Annotated in this window: 17 protein-coding genes; 9 read left to right on the top strand and 8 right to left on the bottom strand. The window is 54.8% G+C overall.

The window, feature by feature from the left end; translation table 11 throughout:
- Positions 1–119 precede the first annotated feature (119 nt).
- The 3 genes from ACNT1W_RS22505 to ACNT1W_RS22495 are packed head-to-tail and all read left to right on the top strand — an operon-like array spanning position 120 to position 4692.
- Positions 120–2909: a xanthine dehydrogenase family protein molybdopterin-binding subunit gene (locus ACNT1W_RS22505; protein WP_012146720.1), complete on the top strand. Its 2790-nt coding sequence runs from the start codon at positions 120–122 to the stop codon at positions 2907–2909.
- Entirely contained in the window at positions 2906–3460 is a 555-nt protein-coding gene (locus ACNT1W_RS22500) for a (2Fe-2S)-binding protein (RefSeq protein WP_012146719.1), read from the top strand. Before ACNT1W_RS22505 ends, ACNT1W_RS22500 begins: the two co-directional genes overlap by 4 nt.
- Positions 3457–4692, top strand: coding sequence for a c-type cytochrome (locus tag ACNT1W_RS22495; RefSeq protein ID WP_419246157.1), 1236 nt, complete (start codon positions 3457–3459; stop codon positions 4690–4692). The genes ACNT1W_RS22500 and ACNT1W_RS22495 overlap by 4 nt, the downstream gene beginning before the upstream one ends.
- Before the next feature lie 198 nt (positions 4693–4890).
- On the opposite strand, the gene ACNT1W_RS22490 is transcribed toward ACNT1W_RS22495, so the two are convergent.
- From ACNT1W_RS22490 to ACNT1W_RS22480, 3 genes are all read right to left on the bottom strand, one after another.
- Positions 4891–5841, bottom strand: coding sequence for a family 43 glycosylhydrolase (locus tag ACNT1W_RS22490; protein WP_112363504.1), 951 nt, complete (start codon positions 5839–5841; stop codon positions 4891–4893).
- A 10-nt stretch (positions 5842–5851) separates the two neighbouring features.
- Entirely contained in the window at positions 5852–7252 is a 1401-nt protein-coding gene (locus ACNT1W_RS22485) for a glycoside-pentoside-hexuronide (GPH):cation symporter (protein ID WP_012146716.1), read from the bottom strand.
- Positions 7253–7447: 195 nt separating this feature from the next.
- On the bottom strand, positions 7448–8830 hold the full coding sequence (locus ACNT1W_RS22480) for an amino acid permease (protein ID WP_017893950.1): 1383 nt from the start codon (positions 8828–8830) through the stop codon (positions 7448–7450).
- A 633-nt stretch (positions 8831–9463) separates the two neighbouring features.
- Here ACNT1W_RS22480 and pdhR point away from each other — a divergent pair.
- From pdhR to yacL, 6 genes are all read left to right on the top strand, one after another.
- On the top strand, positions 9464–10228 hold the full coding sequence (gene pdhR, locus ACNT1W_RS22475) for a pyruvate dehydrogenase complex transcriptional repressor PdhR (RefSeq protein WP_012146714.1): 765 nt from the start codon (positions 9464–9466) through the stop codon (positions 10226–10228).
- A 170-nt stretch (positions 10229–10398) separates the two neighbouring features.
- Positions 10399–13062, top strand: a complete 2664-nt coding sequence (gene aceE / locus ACNT1W_RS22470; RefSeq protein ID WP_012146713.1) for a pyruvate dehydrogenase (acetyl-transferring), homodimeric type — start codon at positions 10399–10401, stop codon at positions 13060–13062.
- 13 nt (positions 13063–13075) lie between these two features.
- Positions 13076–14959 (top strand): pyruvate dehydrogenase complex dihydrolipoyllysine-residue acetyltransferase, encoded by a 1884-nt coding sequence (gene aceF, locus ACNT1W_RS22465; protein ID WP_419246156.1) that lies wholly within the window; start codon positions 13076–13078, stop codon positions 14957–14959.
- A gap of 233 nt (positions 14960–15192) precedes the next feature.
- Positions 15193–16617, top strand: coding sequence for a dihydrolipoyl dehydrogenase (gene lpdA / locus ACNT1W_RS22460; protein WP_012146711.1), 1425 nt, complete (start codon positions 15193–15195; stop codon positions 16615–16617).
- 652 nt (positions 16618–17269) lie between these two features.
- Positions 17270–19867: a bifunctional aconitate hydratase 2/2-methylisocitrate dehydratase gene (acnB, locus tag ACNT1W_RS22455; protein WP_012146710.1), complete on the top strand. Its 2598-nt coding sequence runs from the start codon at positions 17270–17272 to the stop codon at positions 19865–19867.
- Positions 19868–20006: 139 nt separating this feature from the next.
- Positions 20007–20369, top strand: a complete 363-nt coding sequence (yacL, locus tag ACNT1W_RS22450) for a protein YacL (protein ID WP_012146709.1) — start codon at positions 20007–20009, stop codon at positions 20367–20369.
- 43 nt (positions 20370–20412) lie between these two features.
- On the opposite strand, the gene ACNT1W_RS22445 is transcribed toward yacL, so the two are convergent.
- The 5 genes from ACNT1W_RS22445 to speD form a co-directional block, all read right to left on the bottom strand.
- The gene (locus tag ACNT1W_RS22445) at positions 20413–21648 is read right to left on the bottom strand and encodes a phosphopentomutase (protein ID WP_419246155.1); all 1236 of its coding nucleotides are present in this window, start codon (positions 21646–21648) and stop codon (positions 20413–20415) included.
- The gene (locus ACNT1W_RS22440; protein ID WP_012146707.1) at positions 21641–22807 is read right to left on the bottom strand and encodes a YhfX family PLP-dependent enzyme; all 1167 of its coding nucleotides are present in this window, start codon (positions 22805–22807) and stop codon (positions 21641–21643) included. Before ACNT1W_RS22440 ends, ACNT1W_RS22445 begins: the two co-directional genes overlap by 8 nt.
- Positions 22808–22867: 60 nt before the next feature.
- A complete protein-coding gene (locus ACNT1W_RS22435; RefSeq protein ID WP_012146706.1) occupies positions 22868–23236 on the bottom strand; it encodes a PRD domain-containing protein in 369 nt (122 codons plus the stop codon).
- Between the two features lie 15 nt (positions 23237–23251).
- On the bottom strand, positions 23252–24151 hold the full coding sequence (gene yhfZ, locus ACNT1W_RS22430) for a GntR family transcriptional regulator YhfZ (protein WP_115183849.1): 900 nt from the start codon (positions 24149–24151) through the stop codon (positions 23252–23254).
- Between the two features lie 187 nt (positions 24152–24338).
- Complete coding sequence (speD, locus tag ACNT1W_RS22425) at positions 24339–25133, bottom strand: adenosylmethionine decarboxylase (protein WP_419246154.1); 795 nt, start codon at positions 25131–25133, stop codon at positions 24339–24341.
- Positions 25134–25156: the final 23 nt, after the last annotated feature.

The raw sequence follows: 25156 nt of genomic DNA, 5'->3' as shown, positions 1-25156 counted from the left end.
TAATCATCACATAATTTTAGTTATAAGCATATGCTTATGACGTCTACGGCAAGGTCGTCAGCGTTTGCGCAACACCACCGCTGAATACAAAAATACAATAAAGAAGCAAAGGACTTTTTATGAGCAATTTTAGCCCGTCGCGGCGCCGCTTTATCAAAAGCGCCGTGATTGCGGGGGTATCCGTGTACCTCGCGCCACTGTACAGCCGTGCTTATGCCGCGCTGTTTGAGCAAAAAATCCTTCAGTCCCCAAACTGGGATGCCCATGAAAAGCGTATTCGCTTTCGCATCGATGGTCGTGCCAAGGTGATGGGGCAAAAGGTGTTCGCCCGCGACATTCGCGCGGTCGATATGCCGCACTGGCCGCAACAACAGGCGCACGCCTTTATTTTACGCGTCACCAAGGCCGACCGGCTGTTCGAGGGCATCGATCTCTCGTTGCTGGGAGACGATCTGCAGCCCGACCGGCTGGTCACGGCAGAGGATCTGGCGCGTGACGGCCTGGCCTTCCCGGCGTTCTACGGCGACGACATGCTGCTGCCGATCGGCAAAACTCCGGCCTATCTTGGCCAGGCGGTGGCAATTCTGATTTATCACGATTTCGCCCGTTTCCGCTTTGCCAAAGACAAGCTGAAATTCCGTGAGGAAACTCTCAGGTACGGGGCGGAAACCGGCCCGCTGGAGCGGGATCCCTGGGGCACTTTCCGCTATGTGCGCGTGGGGGGCGATAAGCCGTTCGACGACGATCGCTTCTCCAGCCTGAAAGACACGCCGATTTTCCCGGTATCGATGAAGAAACACCTGCCGGTCTGGCCGGAAGGTCGCGAGGGCGGCAAGCTGGATCAGGAAGGGATGTATTACGCCGGCATGATAGCCAATGAGCTGCAAACGCCGCCGGAAGACTGGCTGGTGATGTCGCGTCGCTATACTACGCAATCCGTCGATACTTCGGCGCTGGAGCCGGATAACGCCAACGGCTGGTACGATGCCACGACGCAGACCCTGCATCTGGTGGTGCCTACCCAGTCACCGCAGGAAGTGGCCGACGAAATGCCTCGCATGTTGGCCAAACACAATCCGCCGGTGAAACAGCTGATTTTACACCCGTGCTACACCGTCGGTTACGGTTCGAAAGATCACTTTAACTTCCCGTACTACGGTGCGGTGGCGGCGATGTACGGTGACGGGCACCCGGTACGCCTGGCCAATGACCGTTTCGAACAGTTCCAGACGGCGCTGAAGCGCCATGCCTTCGATATGAATTACCGTATTGCGGTCAACCGTCAAACCGGCGTACTGCAATCATTCCACGGCGAGATGACGGCAGACGGCGGTGGTCGCAGCAACTTTACGCCGTCGGTGGTGATGGTAGCGGCGACGGCGGCACAGTCGATTTACTACTTCCCGAAAAGCGATTTGTCGGCGGTGGGGCTGGCTTCGCGCGCCATTGATGCCGGATCTGCTCGTGGCTACGGCACGCTGCAAAGCATGGCCGCTACCGAGATGATGGTGGATGAACTGGCTGCCGAGCTGAAGATCGACCCGATCGAGTTCCGTTTGCGCAACGTACTCAAATCCGGCATGAAAAATACCCAGGGCGCTATCCCGGCCGGGGCAATTCGTGCCGATGAAGTGCTGGAAAAGGCAGCGAAGCATGAGATGTGGTTGCAACGTGCCCAGCGGAAGGCGGAGTTTGAGAGCCGGCACCCGGGCAAACGCTATGGCGTCGGCTTTGGCTGCGTGCAAAAAGACTTCGGCACCGGGGCCGAGACCTCGTTCGCTCGCGTCGAGCTGGGGGAAGATGGGCGCATCATGCTGCATCACAGCGGTGCCGAGATGGGAACCGGCATGTCGACCTCACAATCGGTGCTGTGCGCACAGTGGCTGGGCAAACCGGCGGATGAGGCGCACTTCTCGGTGACCGACTGGTCGGTACTGCCGATGGTCACCAGCGGCGATCCTTACATTATGTCGCAGGCCGAACAGGACAAGTTGCAAGCCAACCCGGCCTGGACGCCAAGCTATTGCTCACCGTCCAGTGCCAGCAACTCGGCGTATTACTTCTCCCACAGCACGCGCGAAGCGGCGCGTCTGATATTCGATCACGGCCTGTGGCCGGCGGCGATGGCCATTTGGCAATCCGGCCCCGGTGGCGGCCAGGCAGCACCATTAGTGGTGCGCAGAGAAGACGCACGTTGGGTGGAAGGCGGGCTGACCGCGGCCGGCATGGAAGTGCTGAGCCTGGAGCGGCTGGCGAAACAAGCCTACCAGATGGGCGGTATCACCGGTGCGGCGGTACACGTATTTAACCGCTGGCAGTGGGCCGAGGCGGACTTCACCCTGAGCGGTAAAAGCGAGCGTCTGCCGATTGACGGGCTGGCGGTGCGCAATGCCAATGGCGAGTTTAAAACCTTGTCGCGCAGCCAGGCCTACTATCCACCGACCCAACGCAATAACGCGGCGGTCACCTATTACAGCGCCGTCGGTACCCTGGCGGAAGTGGCGGTGGATATCGCTACCGGTCAGGTGGAGCTGCTGAACCACCATTCAATCATGGAGTGCGGCAATCTGATTGTGCCAGAGCTGGTTTCCGGCCAATTGCAGGGCGGCCTGGCAATGGGGATTGGCCATGCACTGCACGAATATTTACCGCTGTACGAAGACGGGCCTGGTAACGGTACCTGGAACTTTAACCGTTACCATCTGCCGCGCGCCAGCGATGTGGCGGTCTGGAAACAGACCGATGACATCCTGCCCGCGCTGTCGGAAACCGATCCACCCAAAGGCATGGCCGAAGTGGTGATGATCCCGGTAGTTGCGGCACTGGTTAACGCTATCGCCGACGCTACCGGCCACCGTTTCCGTGATTTGCCCGTTCGTGCAGAAAATATTCGTGAGGTATTACAATGAGCATTAAAACCCAGCCGATTTCCCTGACCATCAATGAAAAGCAGTACGGCCCGATCGAAGTACCGGAAGGGCTGATGATGATCGACTTCCTGCACGAATATCTCGACCTGACCGGTTCGCGTCTTGGCTGCGGTCAGGGGATCTGCCACGCCTGCGTGGCGATTGTCGATCACCCGAGCGGCACCAGTGAGGAAGTGCGCACCTGTATCACCGGCGCGCATTTCTTCAGCGGCAAGAAAGTGCGTACCGTCGAAGGCCACGCCAAGGTGGATGATCAGGGAGAAGTGGTCGAGCTTTCGCCGATCCAGCAGGCTTTCCTGGAGCATTACAGTTTCCAGTGCGGTTACTGCACGCCGGGCTTTGTTAACGCCGCCACTATTTTTGTCGAGAAGCTCAAGCGCGAGCCGATTGCCCGCGATCAACTGGAAAGCGCGATTGAACAGGCGCTGGACAGCCATATCTGCCGCTGTACCGGCTATGTGCGTTACTACGAAGCGGTACGCGACGTAGTGCTGAAAACCCCTGGCCTGGTGAAGGAGACGGCACAATGAAAAAACGTCTCGCACTGCTGATCCTGCTGGTGGTGATTATCGTCATCGCCGTGCTGTGGTGGCGTGAAAATCGCCATTACGACGGCCCGGTACAGCAGGTAACCGCCAGTACCGAACAGGTTGCCCGTGGCCGCTATCTGGCTCAGGCCGCCGACTGCGCTGCCTGTCATACCGCCAGCGGTGGCGCGCCAATGGCAGGGGGGTATCCGCTGGATACGCCGTTCGGCACTATCTATGGCAGTAACCTGACTCCTTCGGTCGATCAGGGGATCGGCCGCTGGACCAAGGACGATTTCTTCCTGGCGGTGACCCAGGGCGTGGCACCGGGCGGTCGTCATCTGTATCCGGCCATGCCTTATACCTCGTATAAAGGGATGTCGCGTCAGGATGCCGATGATATCTATGCCTATCTGATGACCCGTCCGGCGGTGGATGTTGCCATTCCGGAAAACGCCATGCCGTTCCCGTTTAACCAGCGCATGGCGCTGATTGGCTGGAATCTGTTGTTCCGTAGTCAGGATCCGCTGCCGGTCAGTTCGCAGGGTGATTCGGCGCAGTGGCAACGCGGCCGTTATCTGGCGGATACGCTGGGCCACTGTGGGGAATGCCACACGCCGCGCGGTATGCTGGGTCAAATGAATCTGGCCAAACCTATGCAGGGCGGTGATCTTGGACGCTTTATGGCACCGGACATCACCCCGTACGGGTTGGCGCAGCGCGGCTGGACGCCGGACGATCTGAACCGCTTCCTCTCGACCGGCCTGGCACCGCAGGGTTCCGCCTTTAGTGAGATGCATATGGTGGTGAGTCTCAGCACCCGTCATTTGACGCCGGAAGATGGTCAGGCGCTGGCGACCTATCTGATGGGTGAACAGCCGCCGGCGGCTGTGCCGGTTAAAATCGGTCAGGGCAGCGATGCCGGGCGCATCAGCTATCAGGATCAGTGCTCCGGTTGCCATGCGCGTGAAGGCCAGGGTAAGCCTCATGTGGCGGTCGCGATGCGTGATAACGCTACGCTGCGCCAGCCGGACGCTAAAAACCTGATTGTCTCGATACTGGACGGTTTACCGGCCCAGCAATTCCCTAACGGCGAAAGCATGCAGAGCATGCCGGCCTTTGGCGAACGTCTCGATGATGCACAGGTGGCGGAACTGGTGAACTACCTGCGTGTGACCTGGGGCGGGTTGCCGGCGGATGTGACGGCCGAGCAGGTGAAAGCGCTACGTAAGTAAGGTTCAATGGAAAAATGGCTCGGCATATCGAGCCATTTGAGTTTGATGACAAAGTTGTCTTTGAATCCGAGATACCCGGGCCTAGCGCACCGAGGGGCACTCCGGCGGGCAAGCCGCTACGACCCCTTCGGCACGCTCTCCCTAATAACGGGCTTTGTCAGTAGTCTGAAATGGCTCGGCATATCGAGCCATTTTTGATTAACGATTATCTGCCGGGGGTTCACCGAATACCGGCATTCCTTCCTCATCCCATTCCAGCGGTTTAATCCGTGTATGACGATTTGGGTCATAGAGCGGATCCCCTTCGATTTCCGTGTAATTACGCGCATGGTAAACCAAGATATCTCGCCCCTGTTCATCCAGGGTAAAGCTGTTGTGCCCGGGGCCGAACTGGCGGTTTTTTACGCTGGTGCGAAACACGGGCTGTTCGAGCTTATGCCATTGGGCGGCATCGGTGATGTCGCTGTCGATATCGGCCCATAACAGACCGAGGCAATAATTCTCGTCGGTCGCGCTGGCGGAGTAGCTGATAAATATTCTTTGGCCATGGGCGATCACCGCCGGTCCTTCATTGACCGAGAACCCGACGGTTTCCCAAGGGAGTTCAGGTTGGCTGAGCATCACCGGCCGGCCCTTCAGCGTCCAGGGATCTTCCATTTCGGCCAGATACAGGTTGGAGTTGCCGTGGATCGCCGGATCCTTCTGCGCCCAGAGATAATAGTGTTTGCCACGATGTTCGAAGTGGGTGGCGTCGAGGGAGAAACTGTCGATATGGGTATAAATTCGGCCTTTTTCCTCCCACTCTCCGGTCAGCGGGTTGGCAGCGCTGCATTCCAGAGCAAACATTCGGTGCTGGAACAGGCCATTGGCAATCTCCGGGCTATGGGCTGCGGCGAAGTATAAATACCATTTGCCGTTAATAAAGTGCAGTTCCGGCGCCCAGATTAAATGGCTCATCGGTCCCTGCTGTGGTTTTCGCCATACCACCGTCGGGCTGGCTTGCGCCAGTTCGCTGAGGCTACGCGCGCGTCGAAGTTCTAACCGGTCATATTCCGGTACCGAGGCGGTGAAGTAGTAATAGCCATCGCTGTGGCGCAAAACAAAGGGATCGGCCCGCTGTTCAATCAAGGGATTAGGGTAGTCGCGCATCGCAGGCTCCTTACGGGGTTCGGGTTTTTAGTTGCTGCTCAGAGTAGTCGGTTAGCTCGCGGTAATTAATGCGTCGCTTTTCCAGGTCGATCTGAATCTGACGCATCAGTTGGCGATCAACCTTCAGCAGGCGTACCACGCCGGCAGTGATCAGATATCCGATACCGGGGATCACGGTGAACAACAGCACGATGCTGTTAAGTGCGCCAGCGCTTTGGCTGACCGCATCGGCCTGATAGCCGGACAGCGACATCAGGAAGCCCACCATGGCGCCGGCCACCGCCAGCCCGACCTTAAGGAAGAACAGATTGCCGGAAAAACTGATGCCGGTGATGCGCTTGCCGGTTTTCCATTCGCCGTAATCGTCCACGTCGGCCATTAACGACCAGTGCAGCGGCGAAGGGATCTGATGCAGGATATTCAGCAGGAAATAGGCGGCGACGATCAGTGAAGTGAACTGAGGGTTGAGGAAATAGAAGCCGCACGAAAACGCCGCCAGCAAAATATTGGTCCAGAAGAACACTTTCAGTTTGCAGAAGCGATCGGTCAGGGGCTTGGCCAATGCGCTGCCAACCATCATGCCAACGACGCCCAGCGCGATAAACAGACTGGCAAAGGAGGTTGATTGTTGCATGACGTAGGTGACGTAATACATGGTGGCGGCCATGCGGATAAAACCGGGGCAGACGTTGCAAAACGTCAGCAGCAGAATGCGCACCCACTGATCGTTTTTCCACACGTCTCTCAGATCGGATTTAAGGGCGTCATGGGTTGGCACTGCCGGACGTATACGTTCTTTGACCGTGGCAAAGCAGAACAGAAACATGAACAGGGCAATCAGTGCCAGTACACCCATTGCCATCTGATAGCCACGCGCCTTGTTTGCGCCGCCAAACCATTCAGCCATTGGCAGCAGCGTCAGGGACAGGATCAGGGTAGCGATACCGACCAGGATAAAACGGTAGGACTGACAGGAGACCCGTTCGTGCGGATCGGCGGTGATCACGCCGCCCAGCGAACAGTAGGGGATATTGATCGCCGTGTAGGTCAGCGACATCAAGAAGTAAGTGGCGAAGGCATAGACCACTTTGCTGTTGTAGCTCCATTCCGGCGTCGTAAACATCAACACGCTGAATAATACATATGGCAGGGAGATCCACAGCAACCAGGGGCGAAAGCGACCCCAACGGCTTTGGGTGCGATCGGCTATTGCGCCCATGATCGGATCGGTGATGGCATCCAGCACGCGGACTGACAGCAGCAGCACGCCGACCAGTGCGGGAGTCAGACCGTAGATATCGGTATAGAAATAGTTGAGAAACAGCATAATCGCTCCGCCGATCATGTTGCAGCCGGCATCTCCCATGCCGTAGCCAATCTTTTCTTTTATTGATAGGGCGTTGCTCTTCATGGACATTTTCTCCGCGCCGGCAAAGTCTAACTGAGTGGCAACGATTATTGTCCCGGTTGGCGGCGAGTTATCAGAAGTGAATGGTTGTAGAGATGGACAAATCCACCGTGGCGGGGAAACTGTGAGCCAGCTTGCAAAATAGTCGGCAATAAAAAGGCCCACAGTTTGCACTGCAGGCCTTGTTTTTTGGCTTGGTTACCCGCGACCGGCTGCGCTCACGGCACGCTGGCTACGCTGTTTAATGGCATAGCCGATGCCTAAAATGGCGACCCAAACCGGGATCAGCAACACCGAGATTTGGATCCCCGGCGTCAGGTACATGATCACCAGGATAGCGGCCATAAACACCAGGCACAGATAGTTGCTGAACGGGTACCAGAAGGCTTTGAACTTCGGTTCAACACCTTCGCGGTTCTTGGCTGCGCGGAACTTCAGGTGCGCCAGGCTGATCATCGCCCAGTTGATCACCAGTGCCGACACCACCAACGCCATCAGCAGTTCGAAGGCACGGCCGGGGATCAGGTAGTTAATCAGTACGCAGAACGCCGTGGCGGTGGCGGAAACGGCAATCGCAATGACAGGGACGCCGCGACCGTCGACTTTCAGCAGGCTTTTCGGCCCGTTGCCCTGTTTTGCCAGGCCGTACAGCATGCGGCTGTTGCAGTAGACGCAGCTGTTGTATACCGACAGCGCGGCGGTCAACACCACCACGTTCAGCACCGTTGCTACCAGGTTGCTGTTCAGCGCGTGGAAGATCAGTACGAACGGGCTACCGCCTTCAACCACTTTACCCCACGGGTACAGCGACAACAGAATGGTCAGTGAACCGATATAGAACAGCAGGATGCGGTAGATAACCTGGTTGGTCGCTTTGGGAATGCTTTTCTGCGGGTTGTCGGCTTCTGCCGCGGTGATGCCCACCAACTCCAGCCCACCGAACGAGAACATGATCACCGCCATCGCCATCACCAGCCCCATGACGCCGTTCGGGAAGAACCCGCCCTGCGCCCACAGATTGGTCACTGTGGCTTCCGGCCCGCCCATGCCGCTGAACAGCAGGTAGGCACCGAACACGATCATGCCGATAATCGCCACGACCTTGATGATGGCGAACCAGAATTCCATCTCGCCATACACCTTCACGTTTGCCAGGTTGATGGCATTAATCGCCAGGAAGAATACGGCTGCCGACACCCAGGTCGGGATCTCCGGCCACCAGTACTGCACATAGATCCCCACCGCGGTCAGTTCCGCCATGGCAACCAGGACGTACAGCACCCAGTAGTTCCAGCCGGAAGCGAAGCCGGCGAAGTTGCCCCAGTATTTATAGGCGAAGTGGCTAAAGGAACCGGCCACCGGCTCTTCGACCACCATTTCACCCAGTTGGCGCATGATCAGAAATGCGATAAAGCCGCCAATGGCATAACCGAGAATGACCGAAGGGCCGGCCATCTTTATTGTTTGCGCGATGCCGAGAAATAGCCCGGTACCAATAGCGCCCCCTAGTGCAATAAGCTGAATATGGCGGTTTTTAAGCCCGCGTTTCAGCTGGTCGCCATCATGCTGTTGACCATCCATCAATCAAACCCTCTGTCGTTGCAGAATTACTCACATGCTGTAAAGCAGTGGTTACGATGTGTGTTTTGTTTTATTTACGGCGTTATATCTATTAATTCCACGGAGCCGCTACCGTTTGGCAAAGAATAATGTTATGTGCGCCAGTTTGCACCTGCTTTATGTAGTGAGTGATTAAGATTTCAGCAGTTTAGGAAACAAAATGCGGGTTGTGTGACGACAGGGGGGATTCAATGCATGAAATAAGCATTAACTCACATAATGCGCAAAAATAATTTAGCTCTGGCGGCTGGTTGGTGGCGAAATATTAACCGGCCGAACGCACCTTTTGCGATGTAAATAGGTATTCGTCAAAGTTTAATAAACATGCAATAGAATTCTACTTTAGAGACTTCAGTCTGCCTGACGGCAGGTTTCGCAAAAGTTAAATCAAAAACCTACCTCGTAAATGGTATTACCAAGCGCGCGTTAGCGGTTTGCAGCAGGTCTGGTATTGAGGTGTTAAAATGTGCGGGTAACCTGATTTCGATCAAGGCCCATATGGACAGGAGGTGAATACTTTGTTACTTTACCGTCACGTTTTTGAAATTGGTATTACCAATTGACTCCGCGCCATTCGCAGAGAAGAAATCACCCATGGCCTACAGCAAAATCCGCCAACCCAAGTTGTCAGACGTCATCGAGCAGCAGCTCGAACACCTGATCCTCGAGGGAACACTGCGTCCAGGCGAAAAACTGCCACCGGAGCGTGAACTGGCGAAACAATTTGATGTTTCCCGTCCTTCTCTGAGAGAGGCTATCCAGCGCCTGGAAGCCAAAGGGTTGCTCCTGCGCCGTCAGGGCGGTGGCACCTTTGTACAAACTAATCTGTGGCAGAGCTTTAGCGATCCGCTGGCTGAACTGCTGGCCGACCATCCTGAATCACAATTCGATCTGTTGGAAACCCGTCATGCCCTCGAAGGCATTGCTGCCTATTACGCGGCGTTGCGCGGTACCGACGAAGATCTGGCACGCATCCGCGATTGCCATATGCTGATTCAGCAGGCCCAGGACAGCGGCGATCTCGACGCCGAAGCCGACGCGGTCATGCAATACCAAATCGCCGTGACCGAAGCTGCCCACAACGTTGTGTTACTGCACCTGCTGCGCTGTATGGGGCCGATGCTGGAACAGAACGTGCGTCAGAACTTTGAATTGCTCTACTCGCGCCGTGAGATGTTGGCAAAAGTGAGCAGCCACCGCGCCGGAATTTTTGAGGCGATTGTGGCACGCGAGCCAGAAAAAGCTCGTGAAGCCTCGCACCGCCATTTGGCGTTTATCGAGGAAATTTTGCTGGATCTCAGTCGGGAGCATACCCGACGCGAGAGATCGCTGCGGCGTCTCCAGCAACGCAAGGATTAAGAGCGGTTCTCTTCAGGGCACACCAGCCTGCGGGGTTTACGTTCGAAGTGCTTAATTAAGCATTTAAGTAAGCGGCAACTAAACTGATGGGCCTGTCTTCGTGTGTTTTGCCTCAGAACACAGGAAGACAGGCTCCAAAACAAACCATTAGACAGATAAGGAATACCACCATGTCAGAACGTTTAAACAATGACGTGGATCCGATCGAAACCCGCGACTGGCTGCAGGCGATCGAATCGGTCATCCGTGAAGAGGGTGTTGAGCGAGCTCAGTTTCTGATTGATCAGGTTCTGGGTGAAGCCCGTAAAGGCGGTGTTAGCGTTGCAGCCGGTGCTGCGGCTCACAACTACGTCAACACCATCGCGGTGGAAGACGAACCTGCTTACCCTGGTAACCTGGATCTTGAGCGTCGTATCCGCAGCGCTATTCGCTGGAATGCGGTAATGACCGTTCTTCGTGCTTCCAAAAAAGATCTGGATCTGGGCGGCCACATGGCTTCCTTCCAATCTTCTGCGACCTTCTATGAAGTCTGCTTCAACCACTTCTTCCGTGCACGCACCGAACAAGATGGCGGCGATCTGGTTTACTTCCAGGGCCACATCTCTCCGGGCGTTTACGCACGTGCCTTCCTTGAAGGCCGCTTGACCGAAGACCAAATGAATAACTTCCGTCAGGAAGTTCACGGCAAAGGCCTGTCGTCTTACCCGCATCCTAAATTGATGCCGGAATTCTGGCAGTTCCCGACCGTTTCCATGGGCCTGGGCCCAATCAGCGCCATCTATCAAGCGAAGTTCCTGAAATATCTGGAACACCGTGGCCTGAAGAACACCTCTGCTCAAACCGTTTACGCCTTCCTGGGCGACGGCGAGATGGATGAGCCGGAATCCAAGGGCGCGATCACCATCGCTACCCGTGAGAAGCTGGACAACCTGGTATTCGTCATCAACTGCAACCTGCAGCGTCTGGACGGCCCGGTCACCGGTAACGGCAAGATCATCAATGAGCTGGAAGGCATCTTCGCGGGCGCAGGCTGGCAGGTACTGAAAGTGATCTGGGGTGGTCGTTGGGATGAACTGCTGCGTAAAGATACCAGCGGCAAGCTGATCCAACTGATGAACGAAACCCTGGACGGCGACTACCAGACCTTCAAATCCAAAGACGGCGCTTACGTACGTGAGCACTTCTTCGGTCGCTTCCCGGAAACTGCTGCGTTGGTCAAAGATATGACCGACGAAGAGATCTGGGCGCTGAACCGTGGCGGTCACGATCCGAAGAAAGTCTTTGCTGCACTGAAAAAAGCGCAGGACACCCAAGGCAAACCAACCGTTATCCTGGCCCATACCATCAAAGGTTACGGCATGGGTGAAACCGCGGAAGGTAAAAACATTGCTCACCAGGTGAAGAAAATGAACATGGAAGGGGTTCACCACTTCCGCGATCGTTTCAACGTGCCGGTTGCCGATGCTGACATCGAAAAACTGCCGTACGTCACCTTCGAGAAAGATTCCGAAGAGTACAAATATCTGCACGAACGTCGTCAGGCGCTGGCAGGCTATGTGCCTACCCGTATGCCGAAGTTCACCGAGAAGCTGGAAATGCCGGCTCTGGCAGACTTCAGCTCCTTGCTGGAAGAGCAGAACAAAGAAATTTCTACCACCATCGCCTTCGTGCGTGCCCTGAACGTGATGCTGAAGAACAAGTCGATCAAAGATCGCCTGGTTCCAATCATTGCCGACGAAGCGCGTACCTTCGGCATGGAAGGTCTGTTCCGTCAGATCGGTATCTACAGCCCGAACGGCCAGCAGTACACTCCGCAGGACCGTGAGCAGGTTGCTTACTACAAAGAAGACGAGAAAGGCCAGATCCTGCAGGAAGGCATCAACGAACTGGGCGCAGCCTCTTCATGGTTGGCCGCAGCGACTTCCTACAGCACCAACGATCTGCCAATGATCCCGTTCTACATCTACTATTCGATGTTCGGTTTCCAGCGTATCGGTGACCTGTGCTGGGCAGCAGGCGACCAACAGGCGCGCGGCTTCCTGGTAGGCGGTACTTCAGGCCGTACCACCCTGAACGGTGAAGGTCTGCAGCACGAAGACGGCCACAGCCACATCCAGTCCCTGACTATTCCTAACTGTATCTCTTACGATCCAGCTTACGCGTACGAAGTGGCAGTGATCATGCACGACGGTCTGGTCCGCATGTACGGTGACGCGCAAGAAAACGTCTACTACTACATCACCACTCTGAACGAAAACTACCACATGCCGGCTATGCCGCAGGGTGCAGAAGAAGGTATCCGTAAAGGTATCTATAAGCTGGACACTCTGGCAGGCAGCAAAGGCAAGGTTCAGTTGCTGGGTTCAGGTTCTATCCTGCGTCACGTTCGTGAAGCGGCGAAGATCCTGGCTGACGATTACGGCGTGGGTTCTGACATCTACAGTGTGACTTCCTTCACTGAACTGGCGCGTGATGGCCAGGATTGTGAGCGTTGGAACATGCTGCACCCAACCGAAACTCCGCGCGTACCTTACATCGCTCAGGTGATGAACGAAGCGCCGGCGGTTGCGTCTACCGACTACATGAAGCTGTTCGCAGAACAGGTTCGTACTTACGTTCCAGCCAGCGACTATCGCGTTCTGGGTACTGACGGCTTCGGTCGTTCAGACAGCCGCGAAAACCTGCGCCACCACTTTGAAGTTGATGCTTCTTACGTTGTGGTTGCTGCACTGGGTGAACTGGCTAAACGCGGTGAAATCGAAGCTTCTGTGGTAGCTGATGCGATTAAGAAATTCGACATCAACCCAGAAAAAGTTAACCCGCGTCTGGCATAAGAGGTACAGAAGAATGTCTATCGAAATTAAAGTACCGGACATCGGTGCAGACGAAGTGGAAATCACCGAAATTCTGGTGAAAGTGGGCGATAAAGTTGAAGCTGAACAATCGCTGATCACCGTTGAAGGTGATAAAGCTTCCATGGAAGTCCCATCCCCGCAGGCGGGTGTGGTTAAAGAAATCAAGGTTGCCGTCGGTGATAAAACCGAAACCGGCAAACTGCTGATGATCTTTGAAGCAGAAGGGGCGGCTCAGGCCGCACCAGCTGCCAAGGCTGAAGAGAAACCGGCCGCAGCACCTGCTGCTGCACCGGCTGCCGCTGCTGCCAAAGACGTTGCGGTACCGGACATCGGTGCTGACGAAGTTGAAGTGACCGAGATCCTGGTGAAAGTGGGCGACAAGGTGGAAGCCGAGCAGTCCCTGATCACCGTTGAAGGCGACAAGGCTTCAATGGAAGTCCCGGCACCGTTCGCAGGTACCGTGAAAGAGATCAAAATCGCCACCGGCGACAAAGTCACCACCGGTTCTATGATCATGGTGTTCGAAGTGGCTGGCGCCGCTGCTGCTGCCGCTCCGGCTGCGGCACAGGCTCCGGCTGCTCCTGCAGCACCGGCGGCTTCTGCGGCCAAAGACGTTGCAGTACCGGACATCGGCGGCGACGAAGTAGAAGTCACTGAAGTGATGGTTAAAGTGGGCGACAAAGTTGCCGCTGAGCAGTCACTGATCACCGTTGAAGGTGACAAGGCTTCTATGGAAGTGCCGGCACCGTTCGCAGGTACCGTGAAAGAAATTAAAATCAGCGCCGGCGATAAAGTGAAAACCGGTTCCCTGATCATGGTGTTCGAAGTAGAAGGCGCTGCGCCTGCTGCCGCTCCAGCCCAGAAGGCAGAAGCTGCACCGGCTCCGGCTGCAAGTTCTGCACCGGCCCAACAGGCTGCACCTGCTGCCAAAGGCGAGTTCGCTGAGAACGACGCTTATGTGCACGCTACCCCGGTCATCCGCCGTTTGGCGCGTGAGTTCGGCGTAAACCTGGCGAAAGTGAAAGGCACCGGTCGTAAAGGCCGCATCCTGCGCGAAGACGTTCAGACTTACGTGAAAGACGCGGTCAAACGTGCAGAAGCGGCTCCTGCTGCTGCTGCCGGTGGCGGTCTGCCAGGCATGCTGCCTTGGCCGAAAGTGGACTTCAGCAAGTTCGGTGAAATCGAAGAAGTGGAACTGGGTCGTATCCAGAAAATCTCTGGTGCCAACCTGAGCCGCAACTGGGTGATGATCCCGCACGTGACTCACTTCGACAAAACCGATATCACCGATCTGGAAGCTTTCCGCAAGCAACAGAACGAAGAAGCTGCCAAGCGTAAGCTGGACGTGAAGTTCACCCCGGTGGTGTTCATCATGAAAGCCGTTGCTGCTGCTCTGGAGCAGATGCCGCGCTTCAACAGCTCTCTGTCCGAAGATGGCCAGAAGCTGACGTTGAAGAAATACATCAACGTGGGTGTGGCGGTTGATACGCCAAACGGTCTGGTGGTTCCGGTGTTCAAGGATGTGAACAAGAAGAGCATCACTGAACTGTCCCGCGAACTGATGGCTATCTCCAAAAAAGCTCGTGACGGCAAGCTGACCGCAGGCGAAATGCAGGGCGGGTGTTTCACCATCTCTAGTCTGGGCGGTATCGGGACGACTCACTTCGCACCGATTGTGAATGCACCGGAAGTGGCCATTCTGGGCGTCTCCAAGTCTGCTATGGAGCCGGTCTGGAACGGTAAAGAGTTCGTGCCGCGCCTGATGATGCCAATGTCGCTCTCCTTCGACCACCGTGTTATTGACGGTGCAGATGGTGCGCGCTTTATTACCATCATCAACAACATGCTGGCTGACATCCGCCGTATGGTGATGTAATGAAAAAAGGGCGCAGCATGCTGCGCCCTTATCACTTCAGTAGCAGTTTTGTCGGTTTTTGCACGACTCGACAAAATTGTTGAGACACGGGTCACTCGAACACGCTTTGCAGATTATTAACAATTCTGTAAACTGCTGGCGGTGTAAGCGTCCCGGTGGATGAAGGGCGTTATGAGATCGATTAGCTATAAAAATGACGTCTGACCCGCCGGACAATCAATTAAGAGGTCATGATGAGTACTGAAATTAAAACTCAGGTCGTGGTACTTGGGGCGGGCCCGGCAGGTTACTCTGCTGCCTTTCGTTGCGCTGACTTAGGTCTTGAAACCGTTCTGGTTGAACGTTATTCCACTCTGGGCGGGGTTTGCCTGAACGTGGGATGTATCCCTTCCAAAGCCCTGTTGCACGTTGCCAAAGTGATCGAAGAAGCCAAAGCCCTGGCCGAACACGGCATCGTTTTCGGCGAGCCGAAAACTGACATCGACAAAGTGCGCGTCTGGAAAGAAAAAGTCATCAATCAGCTGACCGGCGGTCTGGCTGGTATGGCTAAAGGCCGTAAAGTGAAAGTGGTTAACGGCCTGGGCAAGTTCACCGGCGCTAACACCCTGGTTGTTGAAGGCGAAAATGGCCCAACCACCATCAACTTCGACAATGCCATCATTGCCGCAGGTTCCCGTCCGATCCAACTGCCATTCATTCCTCATGAAGATCCACGCGTGTGGGACTCTACCGATGCACTGGAACTGAAAACTGTCCCAGAGCGTCTGCTGGTTATGGGCGGCGGCATCATCGGCCTGGAAATGGGCACCGTATACCATGCGCTGGGTTCACAGATCGACGTGGTCGAAATGTTTGACCAGGTGATCCCGGCTGCTGACAAAGACGTGGTGAAAGTCTTCACCAAACGCATCAGCAAGCAGTTCAACCTGATGCTGGAAACCAAAGTGACCGCGGTAGAAGCCAAAGAAGACGGCATCTATGTCACTATGGAAGGCAAAAAAGCCCCTGCAGAACCACAGCGTTACGACGCGGTGCTGGTGGCTATCGGCCGTGTGCCGAACGGCAAACTGCTGGAAGCGGGTAAAGCCGGTGTTGAAGTTGACGAGCGTGGTTTCATCAACGTCGACAAACAACTGCGCACCAACGTGCCGCACATCTTCGCTATCGGCGACATCGTCGGTCAACCGATGCTGGCGCACAAAGGCGTGCATGAAGGCCACGTTGCCGCAGAAGTTATCGCCGGCATGAAGCACTACTTCGACCCGAAAGTGATCCCATCGATCGCGTATACCGAGCCGGAAGTTGCCTGGGTGGGTCTGACCGAGAAAGAAGCGAAAGAGAAAGGCATCAGCTACGAAACTTCCACCTTCCCGTGGGCAGCTTCTGGCCGTGCTATCGCTTCCGATTGTGCAGACGGCATGACCAAACTGATCTTCGACAAAGAAACTCACCGTATTATCGGTGGCGCGATTGTCGGCACCAACGGCGGCGAGCTGCTGGGTGAGATCGGTCTGGCTATCGAGATGGGTTGCGACGCAGAAGACATCGCGCTGACTATCCATGCTCACCCAACCCTGCACGAATCCGTAGGTTTGGCGGCTGAGATCTACGAAGGCAGCATCACCGACTTGCCTAACCCGAAAGCCAAGAAGAAGTAATTCTGTTGGTTTGAAAGGTTGATAAGCGGCTCCTGAAAAGGGGCCGTTTTTTTATGCGTGGAATGCCCGATGACCGACTGCTAAACCGGCAGAACAGACCCGGCTAAATATTACGTTGAAATGAATTTCCAGACATTCTTCTTGTTGGTTTTTTAATCATCGTTGCGCACAATGTCCCTGCTTTGTGGCGCTTGTATCGTTCTTTAACGATGTAAGAAATCCGTAAGGTGCCTGCTAACACCGAACGGAACAACAGAACCGCCTTAACGGCGGTTTTTTTGTGCCTTCCGCTCTCAAATTTTACTATTCGCGACCAATAGCCATTGTAAGTGAATGGGTATTGTGTTGTGCTCGTCAGGCTTAATTTTGTTGTAGACGGACCCAACCTGCAGCCGCGGCTAGCCTTTGCCGCAGCCGATTACACTGTACTCAACGATTCAGCAAAGATTTAATGTTGCTTTTATGTGAACGAATTAACAACCAATTCAAATCCTGATATGCTGGCTGAGCGGAACCGGGCACTGTAACTTACAGTCCAGGACATCGACAGCAGTGCCCCGTCAGGATCAATGGCATCAATACCGTGCGCTAAACCCGGTTTGAATAGAGAACGCCAGGCACAATAAATGACAATGAGAGCGAGGAGAATGTCGTGCTAGAAGAATACCGTAAGCACGTAGCCGAGCGTGCTGCAGAGGGCATCGTCCCTAAGCCGTTAGACGCCACCCAAATGGCAGCGCTGGTTGAATCATTAAAGAATCCGCCAAAAGGCGAAGAAGAATTCCTGTTAGACCTGCTGATTAACCGTGTACCCCCAGGCGTCGACGAAGCCGCCTATGTTAAAGCAGGTTTCCTGGCGGCCATCGCCAAAGGCGAAGCAACCTCCCCCCTGATTACCCCTGAGAAAGCCATTGAACTGTTGGGCACCATGCAGGGCGGCTATAACATTCATCCGCTGATTGACGCGCTGGACAACGAAAAATTGGCTGCAATTGCCGCCAAAGCGCTGTCTCATACGCTGCTGATGTTTGATAACTTCTACGACGTGGAAGAGAAAGCCAAGGCGGGTAACCCACACGCCAAACAGATTATGCAGTCCTGGGCCGATGCCGAGTGGTATCTGTCGCGTCCGCAGTTGGCGGAAAAAATCACCGTTACCGTGTTTAAAGTCACCGGTGAAACCAATACCGATGATCTGTCACCGGCACCGGATGCCTGGTCGCGCCCGGATATCCCGCTGCACGCCCTGGCGATGCTGAAAAACGAACGTGAAGGCATAGTGCCGGATCAGCCGGGTAGCGTTGGCCCGATCAAGCAGATTGAACTGCTGAACAAAAAAGGCTTCCCGCTGGCCTACGTCGGTGACGTGGTCGGTACCGGTTCATCCCGTAAGTCCGCCACCAACTCGGTGCTGTGGTTTATGGGCGACGACATCCCGCACGTGCCTAACAAGCGCGGTGGCGGTGTGGTGCTGGGTGGCAAAATTGCGCCTATCTTCTTCAACACCATGGAAGATGCCGGTGCGTTGCCGATTGAAGTGGACGTCAATGACCTGAACATGGGTGACGTGATCGACATTTACCCGTACAAGGGTGAAGTGCGTAACCATGAAACCGGTGAACTGATTGCCAACTTCGAACTAAAAACCGACGTGCTGCTCGACGAAGTGCGCGCCGGTGGCCGTATTCCGCTGATCATCGGTCGTGGCCTGACCACGAAAGCACGTGAATCTTTGGGTCTGCCGCACAGCGATGTGTTCCGCATTGCCAAAGAAGTGGCAGCCAGCAACAAAGGCTTCTCGCTGGCGCAGAAAATGGTTGGCCGCGCCTGTGGCGTTGCCGGCGTGCGTCCGGGGGAATACTGTGAGCCGAAGATGACCTCTGTCGGTTCTCAGGACACCACAGGCCCGATGACCCGTGATGAGCTGAAAGACCTGGCTTGCCTGGGCTTCTCTGCCGATCTGGTGATGCAGTCGTTCTGTCACACTGCCGCGTACCCGAAACCGGTTGATGTGACCACTCACCATACGCTGCCGGACTTTATCATGAACCGTGGTGGCGTATCGCTGCGACCTGGCGACGGCGTTATCCACTCCTGGTTGAACCGCATGCTGCTGCCGGATACCGTGGGTACCGGCGGTGACTCCCACACCCGTTTCCCGATTGGTATTTCCTTCCCGGCGGGTTCCGGCCTGGTCGCCTTTGCAGCCGCCACCGGCGTGATGCCGCTGGACATGCCTGAGTCGGTGCTGGTGCGCTTCAAAGGTAAAATGCAGCCAGGTATCACGCTGCGCGACCTGGTACATGCCATTCCTTACTACGCCATCCAGCAGGGTCTGCTGACGGTTGAGAAGAAGGGCAAGAAGAACATCTTCTCCGGCCGTATTCTGGAAATCGAAGGTTTGCCGGAGCTGAAAGTTGAGCAGGCGTTTGAACTGACCGACGCCTCTGCCGAGCGTTCCGCTGCCGGTTGCACCATCAAACTGGACAAGGCACCGATCGAAGAGTACCTGAACTCCAACATCGTACTGCTGAAGTGGATGATCTCCGAAGGTTACGGCGACCGCCGTACGCTGGAGCGTCGTATCCAGGGCATGCAGAAATGGCTGGCAGATCCGCAACTGCTGGAAGGCGATGCGGATGCAGAATACGCTGCGGTGATCGACATCGATCTGGCAGAGATCACTCAGCCAATCCTGTGTGCGCCAAACGATCCGGATGATGCGCGTCTGCTGTCAGATGTGGCCAACAGCAAGATCGACGAAGTGTTCATCGGGTCCTGTATGACCAACATCGGCCACTTCCGTGCCGCCGGCAAGCTGCTGGATCAGCACAAGGGCCAGTTGCCGACCCGTCTGTGGGTAGCACCGCCAACCAAGATGGACGCAGCTCAGTTGACCGAAGAGGGCTACTACAGCGTATTCGGCAAGAGCGGGGCACGCATCGAGATCCCGGGTTGTTCACTGTGCATGGGTAACCAGGCGCGTGTGGCTGATGGTGCGACGGTAGTTTCCACCTCTACCCGTAACTTCCCGAACCGCTTGGGTACTGGCGCTAACGTCTATCTGGCGTCTGCAGAACTGGCGGCGGTGGCTTCATTGCTGGGCCGCCTGCCAACGCCGGACGAGTACCAGACGTACATGGCGCAGGTTGATAAAACGGCGGCGGATACTTACCGCTATCTGAACTTTGACCAACTGGGTCAGTACACTGAAAAAGCCGACGGCGTGATCTTCCAAACCGCTGTTTAAGTCGCTATATTGCGCAACTGTTTAACGGGAGGCCTTGGCCTCCCGTTTTATTTTTCTCAGTTGCCAACTTTGCGAGCGCTCACTGAGTTAGTCATGAATTAATGTTTACACTAAGAGAAAGGGCTCAGGAGGGCGTGCTATGGATTACGAATTTCTGCGTGACGTGACCGGACAGGTGATCGTCAGATTTTCGATGGGGCATGAGGTCATTGGCCACTGGATCAACGAAGAACTCAAAGGCGATTTTAACCTGCTGGATCGCATTGAAGCCGGTGCGGCGGAAGTGAAAGGCAGCGAGCGTCAATGGCAGTTGGAAGGCCATGAATACACATTGCTGATGGACGGTGAAGAAGTAATGATCCGTGCCAATCTGCTGGAGTTTGAAGGCGAAGAGATGGAGGAGGGGATGAATTATTATGACGAAGAAAGCCTCTCATTCTGCGGCGTCGAAGATTTCCTGCAGGTGCTGAAGGCCTACCGTTCTTTTATGCTGAAATACTGATTGTGCCGGCAGGGGCAGTGAGAGTGCCCCTGTACATTAGGCGCTAAGCGTTAAGCGCGGCCAGAAATGAGCGGCCGTTGTAGGGAGCTTTAGCGTTGAAGAACTCACAAACTGTTGCCCCCACGTCAGAAAGCGTGGTGCGAATACCGAGTGAGCAAGCCGCTTGTCCTGGGCGAAAAATTAACAGGGGAACTTGCTCGCGCGTGTGTTTGCTGTGACCAACGGTAGGATCGTTACCGTGGTCAGCCATGACGACCAGACAATCGCTTCCATCCATCGCGGAGATGAGTTTTGCCAGTAAAGCATCGACCAGTTGCAGGCGTTCGGCGTAACGTTCTGCATCTTGCGCATGACCGGCAAGATCGGTTTCCTGAATATTGGTGCAGATAAACGCCGGCCCCGGGCGCTGCAATTCATCGAGCGTGATATCCAGAATGGTTTGCGAATCAACCAGCTGCTGATAATTACGTCCCTGCGGGTTTTCGACAATATCGGCCACTTTCCCTACCAGGACGGTCAAAATGCCTTGCTGGTATAATTGTTGCGGTACCTGAACGCTGGCATCGACCCCATAGCCCAGGTGGATCACCTGGAAGCCGTTCCGATAAACCCCGGCCTTTGGGCTGTTGATGCCGATAAAGCGGTTATCTTTGACTTCCACCGCCGCCAGGATTTGTTCACTGCTTTCCAGCAAGCCGCCGTAGGCGATAACCCGGCCAACTTCGACACAACTGCGCACCACCCGACCAATTTTTTCAACCTGTTCAAAACTGATGGCCGAGAGATTGCCACAGACATTAAACACCTGGCCTAAATCCGCTTCGAGGTTGTCACCAATGGCGACTGCGTCGTTGACCCAAAGTAAACGCAATTCGCTGTTGTGAGCCGGATAGCGTTCGACCTTAAAACCTTCGTTCTTTAGCGCCTGTTCAACCTTTTCAAGCCGGGTAGAGAAGGGCATGCGCACCGGAGGAAGCGGCAGGGTACCCATGATCTCCTGATGCCCCATGAAGGTATCACCGCCCTCGTGTTGCAGCAGTGCGACGCCAAAAGCCGCTGTCGGGCTTTCGTGCATGGCGCTGACGCGATGGCCGGGTTCGGCGATATGCAGCGCATTGATCAAACCGAGCTTTTCCAACATCGGCAGTTGCAGATTGGGCAACCGTTGCAAAATATGGCCGCAAGTATTGGCGCCAATGTCCTGTGGGCGCACTTCGGGAACATCGCCCATCGCGCCCACGCCAAAACTATCAATGACCAAAACCACAAACTTATCCATGATGGCTCCTTGCCAGGTCGTTACCGAGACTATCAAACACCCCCAACAGTTGAGGGTTACCCATTTGAATACCGCTTATCAGCGCCACATCGCTGCGTGTTACAAAAACCTGAGTGCGAAAACACATAATCACCGGGCTGCTGACAGGCCAGCGTCCTGCTAATGGCAGCGTATAGTCGATGCTGTCGCTATCTATCGGCAGTACGCGACAGCGCTGCCATTGGCCGTCGAGCACCAGCGCGTTTTGCAGGTGACCGCGGCGATAGTAGCCACCGCCATAGCAGAAACTGATGTTGTCCTGGCCGTGCGAAATTTCAGAAAGATAAAGCATGGCTATTTTTTCCGGGCCGCCGCCGTACTGATTCGCGGGCTGCGTGCCCGTCAGGGCATGGCCGGGCTCGGTATGGGTCACGCCGGCAGCGGCCAGTTTGGGCAGGGTTTCAATGCAGGTTGCCGAAGCGGCATTCATTTGGCGAACTTCAATACCCTGCTGTTCCAGCAGGTTTTTTGCCCTGGCTAATGTGGCGAGATTGGGGGTTGCCTCGGTAGTTTGCCGTTGCTCGTTGAATAGCATGCAGGGGAAGTGAGTGACCCCAATAATTTCAACGCCTGCCATCCTGCTGATTTGATTAATCACGTCCGGCAGTTCTGCCAATAAGAAACCCGCCTCCTGGCCCGGATAGACCACGTCGCCTTTATCCTGAACTTTCAGTAGCAGTGCCTGCCGGTGATTTTGGCGCAGCGCCGCAGTGGAGATCTGCCGTGCTTTTTCAACGCTATAAACGGTAATGACTTCTGGACGCTGGGCAATGGCTTCATCAATCATATTGACGGGCGTTTGCACCAGATGGCCAATGTGGGCTATCGGTAAACCCTGCTGCCAAAGTTGACGCGCCTCTTTAAAATCAACGGCGACAATGCCCTGATAACCCTGCTTCAACAGTAGCTGGCATAGCAGCGGATTGCGGCCAAACTGTTTGCTCATCAGGTACAGCGAAAGGCCCAGTTTCTCTGCGCATTCCTGTAATAGCCGGGCATTTTCCAATACCAGGTCGACATCGATAACGTAGCAATCCGGCTTGATAGCGCCGTTACGCCAAAAGTGAACAGCGGCATCAATCAGGGCAGGGTTTTGTTTTTCCAGCGCATTTAGAAACATAGGTCCCTCGATGTGTGCTATTAATTCATTTTTTTGAATATTTAATGCGTGATCAAAACTTCACACTGTGCTGCTGTCTGTCTGAGCGAGATACAGGCCAAAAACGTTAGCCAGTAGGTAGCCGAGTTCAGAATCTGGAATCGCAAATGCGAATAAACTCAGCAGGTCACTGTTGATTTCCCGGATGTTGGCAAAGACGTTTGATGCTTCGATCTCATCTAATAGCTCCGGATCGATAGCCGCGATGATTTCCCCACGGCGTGCGCGTGTCAGGGCATTGGCCATATGGGTAATCATCATTTCGCCCTGGGTATGGCGGATATTAAGCTGCCAATGCTGCTCGAGCCGTTTAACGACCTCGAGCATACCGATATAGACCTCAGTATCGATGACCTGGGCATCATGTAAAATCTGCAGACGTGTTTCCATTTTGCTGCTCCTGAGTTAGTAACTGGGTTCTCTGGTGCCTTTTTTGACTTCTTGTTGATGTGCCAATAGCCGCTGCAGGTTAACCAGCGTCTTGACCAGATGAGGGATCACCCGGTCATCATTGCGCACCAGCAGGACGGCTTCGGAAGCCTTAATGCTAACCGGGTAATGATTAAGGGGTTCCTTGACCAGGTTCAGACTGTCGAGATCTTCGGTTACGTTCCACACCGTTGCATCTATTTCTCCCCGCTCAATCCGCGTCAGAGATTCGTTATAAGGCAGGTTAATGCGTTCAATATCCTGCCCGGCAAATACCACTTCCGTGAGTAAACGCTGATCGGGTGAACGAGAGTCCAGACCAATACGACGGATGTTCTGCTTTTCGCCTTTGCGATAAACCAACTGATGCCCGTCAACGTAAGAACCGGCCCCCAACATCATTGCCGCAGTGACTTTGCCATCGCGCAAGTAGCTTTCTGCGGCAAGATGGGAGACGACCGCCATGTCATAAACGCCGTCGATCAGGCATTCAATGCGGACATCTGCACCGCGCATATGGGCGTAATAGAGTGGGTAACCCTCAAACTGGGCCTTAAGCGCGCTGGCCAGTCCTTCATACAGTCGGGTGTAGGGCAATGGCATGGCACACACAATATTGCCGATATCCGCTTGCTCCAGCAGGGCCGGATAATTCATGTTGCTAAGCAGGGTGCCATTCCTGCCGCGACGCTCCAGCGTAACGCAAGACGCGGTTTCCAGGGTCTTCAAGGCGTGTTGTACCACGCCGACCGAGAGATTCAGTTCGCTGGACAGCTCATCAATGGTTTTCAGACGGGCACCCGGTGCCAGTCCGAACAGGTAGCGTGCCAGGCTGACTAACGCCAGACCTTCCTTCTTAATAAATGCCTTGCTCATCTTTTTTAATTTTCATTTTTGTGAAGATTTAAATCTTCTATCTTCCCGGCCCATCAGGCAATCGACAAAAAATGATAATGGGAGAGGGATCACATAACTCAGAGAGGTAGACGAATGAGGCTTATGGTTTGGGCGAAAACAGACAGGCATTTAAGAGTAGGGTGCGGCATGCCGCACCCGTTACTTATCACAGATGCGGAATATTGCGGCCGTAATAGATTTCCTGCATCTCTTTCCACAGCAGATCGGTAATCTCTTTACGTTCGGCGGCACTCAGCGCATCCGGTTTGGCGTTAAACAGGTAGTGCTTCAGATCGAAATCCTTCAGCAACATCTTGGTATGGAAGATGTTCTCCTGATAAACATTCACGTCCATCATGTGGTACAGCGCCTTCATATCATCAGGCATAAAGTTCTGGATCGAGTTGATCTCATGATCGATGTAATGCTTCACGCCGTTCACGTCGCGGGTAAAGCCACGCACGCGGTAGTCCATGGTAACGATGTCGGATTCCAACTGGTGGATCAGGTAATTCAGCGCTTTAAGCGGTGAAATCACGCCGCAGGTCGAGACTTCGATATCGGCGCGGAAAGTGCACAAACCACCTTCCGGATGGCTCTCCGGATAGGTATGAACGCAGATGTGGCTCTTGTCCAGGTGGGCAACCACCGTTTTTGACAGCGGGCCTGGGTGTTCCGAGGTATCGACATCGTTCGGATCCACCGGCTCTTCGCTGACCAGAATGGTCACGCTGGCACCCTGAGGCTCATAGTCCTGGCGGGCAATGTTCAGAATATTGGCGCCAATGATCGAGCAGGTTTCGCTCAGGATCTCGGTCAGGCGATTGGCGTTGTATTGCTCGTCAATGTAGGCGATATAGCCAGCGCGGTCATCCGCGGTTTTGGCGTAACAAATATCGTAAATACAAAAACTCAGGCTCTTGGTCAGGTTGTTGAAGCCGTGCAGTTTTAGCTTATGCAATTTGGTTCACCTCCTTTATCTTC

The sequence above is a fragment of the Serratia sp. NFX21 genome, assembly GCF_048517035.1.
Lineage (GTDB): Bacteria > Pseudomonadota > Gammaproteobacteria > Enterobacterales > Enterobacteriaceae > Serratia > Serratia quinivorans.
This window is presented reverse-complemented; position numbering and strand designations above follow the sequence as displayed.

Excerpts from the sequence above, each read along its gene's own strand:
- ACNT1W_RS22505 (WP_012146720.1), top strand. The coding sequence starts at position 120 with ATGAGCAATTTTAGCCCGTCGCGGCGCCGCTTTATCAAAAGCGCCGTG.
- ACNT1W_RS22500 (WP_012146719.1), top strand. The coding sequence starts at position 2,906 with ATGAGCATTAAAACCCAGCCGATTTCCCTGACCATCAATGAAAAGCAG.
- ACNT1W_RS22495 (WP_419246157.1), top strand. The coding sequence starts at position 3,457 with ATGAAAAAACGTCTCGCACTGCTGATCCTGCTGGTGGTGATTATCGTC.
- ACNT1W_RS22490 (WP_112363504.1), bottom strand. The coding sequence starts at position 5,841 with ATGCGCGACTACCCTAATCCCTTGATTGAACAGCGGGCCGATCCCTTT.
- ACNT1W_RS22485 (WP_012146716.1), bottom strand. The coding sequence starts at position 7,252 with ATGAAGAGCAACGCCCTATCAATAAAAGAAAAGATTGGCTACGGCATG.
- ACNT1W_RS22480 (WP_017893950.1), bottom strand. The coding sequence starts at position 8,830 with ATGGATGGTCAACAGCATGATGGCGACCAGCTGAAACGCGGGCTTAAA.
- pdhR (WP_012146714.1), top strand. The coding sequence starts at position 9,464 with ATGGCCTACAGCAAAATCCGCCAACCCAAGTTGTCAGACGTCATCGAG.
- aceE (WP_012146713.1), top strand. The coding sequence starts at position 10,399 with ATGTCAGAACGTTTAAACAATGACGTGGATCCGATCGAAACCCGCGAC.
- aceF (WP_419246156.1), top strand. The coding sequence starts at position 13,076 with ATGTCTATCGAAATTAAAGTACCGGACATCGGTGCAGACGAAGTGGAA.
- lpdA (WP_012146711.1), top strand. The coding sequence starts at position 15,193 with ATGAGTACTGAAATTAAAACTCAGGTCGTGGTACTTGGGGCGGGCCCG.
- yacL (WP_012146709.1), top strand. The coding sequence starts at position 20,007 with ATGGATTACGAATTTCTGCGTGACGTGACCGGACAGGTGATCGTCAGA.
- ACNT1W_RS22445 (WP_419246155.1), bottom strand. The coding sequence starts at position 21,648 with ATGGATAAGTTTGTGGTTTTGGTCATTGATAGTTTTGGCGTGGGCGCG.
- ACNT1W_RS22440 (WP_012146707.1), bottom strand. The coding sequence starts at position 22,807 with ATGTTTCTAAATGCGCTGGAAAAACAAAACCCTGCCCTGATTGATGCC.
- ACNT1W_RS22435 (WP_012146706.1), bottom strand. The coding sequence starts at position 23,236 with ATGGAAACACGTCTGCAGATTTTACATGATGCCCAGGTCATCGATACT.
- yhfZ (WP_115183849.1), bottom strand. The coding sequence starts at position 24,151 with ATGAGCAAGGCATTTATTAAGAAGGAAGGTCTGGCGTTAGTCAGCCTG.